Origin of the sequence: Eubacterium sp. CAG:156, from assembly GCF_000434315.1 — a bacterium.
GTDB classification, from domain to species: Bacteria; Bacillota; Clostridia; order Lachnospirales; family Lachnospiraceae; genus Eubacterium_U; species Eubacterium_U album.
This window is the reverse complement of the sequence record NZ_FR878173.1, coordinates 29649-33522: the sequence shown is the minus strand read 5'-3', so window position 1 is coordinate 33522 and position 3874 is coordinate 29649. Positions and strand designations below refer to the sequence as shown.

Sequence of the window (3874 nt, the reverse complement as noted above, 5' to 3'; positions counted from 1 at the left end):
CTGTTTCTGTTATTCTGTCAAGTTCATCCCTTACATATGATATTGTTCCACTAGCCGTTGACATTGCTGTCTGATAGTCGTTTTTATTATATTCATATGTTGTGGTCTTTCCGTCTACTGTTTTTTTAGTACAGTTATTAACGGCATCATAACTGTATGATGTTACGACTTTTCCACTGTTATTTTTTACCGTTACAAGGTTTCCATTTAAGTCATATTCATAACTTTCCTTTTTGCCCAAGGCATCTGTTTTACATATAAGGTTATTATTTCCATCATATGAATATGTTGTTACTTCATCCGCCTTGCTATTTCCCTTTTTTCTGTGAAGCGTCTTTTTTGTAAGATTTCCAACTCCATCATATTCATACTCCGTACTTATTCCATTTGCATCAACAGTTTTTGTCATTCTGTCATCTTTATCATAAATATACGTCATAGTATTGCCTTTTTTATCTGTATATGATGTTTTATTTCCGTGTACATCATATTCAAATTTTTCCATACTATTATCAGAATATGTTATTGATGTAAGTCTTCCTTCTTTGTCATATGTATACTTTTCACTGCTTCCTGTCTTTATTTTTTCTGTGCAGTTTCCTTCTTTGTCATACTTATATGTTGTGACATTTCCATTTCCGTCTGTCTCTGTCTTCAAATTTCCACTTTCGTCATATGAGTACTGTGTTATGACATTATTTGCCGAAACTTTCTTTGTCATACGATTCATCGAATCATATTCCATTGTAACAGTATTATTTCGACCATCTGTTATTTTTACAATGTTTCCATTGCCATCATATTCATATGCTTGTTTTACACCCTGAGGATTTTTGTATTCTGTTACGTTACCATTTGCATCATAACTCCATACAGACACATTTCCATTTGCATCTGTTTTCTTTACAGGATTGTTATTTTCATCATATTCATATAATGTAATATTTCCTTTGGCATCTTTCTCGCTTATTACATTTCCATTTGCGTCATAACTGTATTCTGTTATTTCTCCTTCAGGATTTGTAATCTTAATCAGACGATTATTTAGGTCGTATGTATAATTTGTAATCTTATTATTTTCATCTGTTTTTTCTATGATGTTTCCAACACCGTCATATTTATATGATGTAATGTATCCTTCACCTGATATTGTTTCCACAATTCTTCCAAGCTTATCATATACATATTTCTTTGTTCCTATTGCATCTGTTTCTTCTGACAAAAGATTATTTTCATTATATTTCTTTGTTATGACTAAATCCTGTTTTTCGTTAACTTCAATCTGATTTCCATTTTCGTCATATTTATAAGTTGTTATGTTTCCTTCTTTATCAACATATTTACTTATTTTATTTTCTGCGTTGTATTCATACTGTTCAACGTTTTCTTTTTCGTCTGTTATTTGTATAACATTACTATTTTTATCATACTTATAACTTATGGCTGTTCCATTAGGGTTTATAATTTGTGTTATGTTCCCGATAGCGTCGTATGTATATTGTGTCTTTTCTTTCTGAGCATCAGTTATTAAAATAACCTGTCCATATCTATCGTATTCATATTCTGTCTTTCTGTTTTCAGGCTCTGTAATCCTTATTAAGTTGCCATCCTTATCATAATTATATGTTGTATTACCATATAATGTTTTCTTTTCAATAAGTCTGTTTTCCTTGTCATAAACATATTCTGTTGTATTTCCATTTTTATCTGTTTCTTTAATAAGGTTTAAGTTACCGTCATATTCATATCTGACACTATTTCCCAATGGGTCCGTCTGCTTTGTAACCATTCCAAGAGCATTATAAGTGTATGTTGTTTTTCCTCCATTTTCGTCTGTCTCTTCAATTACCTGTCCCTTAGAATCATACTTATATTGTTTGTTTTTCTTATATGGGTCTTTGGTTTCTACCAGATTTCCTTTGGAATCATATTTATAATTCCATGAATTTCCGGATGCATCTGTTTTTGATATTACATTTCCATATTTATCATATGTATATGTCGTCTCATATCCCAAACCGTCAGTTATCTTCGTAAGATTTCCTGCTATATGATAAGTATATTTACTCTTTACGCCTAAAGCATTTGTTTTTTCTGTCTTCTTTCCCTGCTTATTATAGGTATTTAATGTTTTGTTTCCATTTTTGTCTGTCTGTGAAATAGTATATCCATTTTTATCTACTTCATATGTTGTTTCATTACCTAATGCATCTGTTTCTTTTAAAAGCTTTCCTGCTAAAGAATAAGTAAACTTTGTTTTCTCTCCATTTCCGTTAGTTTCCTCAGTTTTTCTTCCAAGTTTGTCATACTTATACTTTATTGTATTTTTGCTTCCATCACTTACTGCTGCCCTTTGAAATGAGTCTGTGTATGAATAGCTTATTACATTTCCCTGTCCACTTTTTTCTCTTATTACATTTCCAAATGAATCGTATGTATAAGTTACACTATTCCCTAATCCATCAGTTTCCTTTATAAGATTTCCTCTGGTATTATATTCATAATTTGTTACTGAATCTATTGCATTTCTGTAAGTTATGACTTTACCTTTGGAATTATACTTATATGATTCTGATGTATTATCAGGATATACAATATTAGTAACATTTCCATAAATATCATATGAATATGTTGTTGTTCCATAACTATCTGTTTTTTCAACTAATTGTCCAAAAGCATTATAGTCATATGTTGTTGTATCCTGTTCTACATCTTCTATTATGTAAAAATCCTCATTATACTTTATTGTGTGAACATTTCCACTCTCACTTTTACAACTGTTTTCTCTTTTTTCATCGTCATATGTAAATGTATATTCTCCGGAATCAGCAACCTTTTGTTTTATAACTCTTCCTATGCTGTCATATTCATTTTTTACATATTCGTTTCCTTCATAATCAGTCATTAATGTTAAGTTGTTATTCTCATTGTATTCATATGCGCAACTGTCACCATCTGCATTCGTTACCTTCACAAGATTTCCTGATTTGTATTCGTATTTAACTTCTATTCCATTTATAGATGCATTAACAATATAATTTCCTTCCCAACTGTATTTTAAAATTCCCGCATTACTTTTTATCTGAGTCAATTTATTGTTATCATAACTGAAATTAGTAACCCATCCATCTTCTTCGGTAATTTTTATTAATTTTCCTTCTTTGTCAAACTGATATTCTTTTCCTTTTTCTTTATAAAAATATATATCTTCATTTTTTATAAGTTCCTTCTGATTATCTGTCTGGCATGTATACTCACCTGTTCCATCATCCTTAAATACAATTTGTCCGCCTGTAGGTATATAAATAATTACGCAGTTATCTTCATACACTGCCCTGTAATCATATTCGTTACTCCAGCCATTTCCAAAACCTGTATTTGTATTAAAATTTCCTGAGTTATAATATCTTTTTACCGGAATGCTATACTTTGCAACACTCTCTAAATCAGTGTATGTGTAATTAAACTCTCCTGTAAGCAAATCTACAGGATCTCCATCATTTGCATTAACACCATTTGTTTTATCAACATATCCTTTTAATTGAATTGGATTTAGTTTCACATGCACTTCATATGGTATTGATGCATTACTTCCCGGCAAAGTTTTCATAATCATGCTTATAAGTTCGTAATATGCTTCATCTCCATTTTTGTCCTTAAACTGTATCTGAGTTGTATATTTTATTGTAATTTTTTCACCCGGTGCTAACTCATCTACCTTCTTATAGGTATTTTTTGCACAATCGACAAACACTCTCCCATCATTTGAATACTGCTTTTCGCTATCAAAATATAACTGCATTCCGTTAATTGTTTTGTTAGATGTATTTGTATATGTATATGTTATTGTGTACAAATCTCCTGTATATGTATA

1 protein-coding gene is annotated in these 3874 nt (G+C 30.4%); it reads right to left on the bottom strand.

Annotation, left to right across the window (positions count from 1 at the left end; translation table 11 throughout):
* On the bottom strand, positions 1–3874 hold a 3874-nt coding region (locus ABMA45_RS08345), incomplete at both ends, for a DUF6531 domain-containing protein (RefSeq protein WP_348030136.1).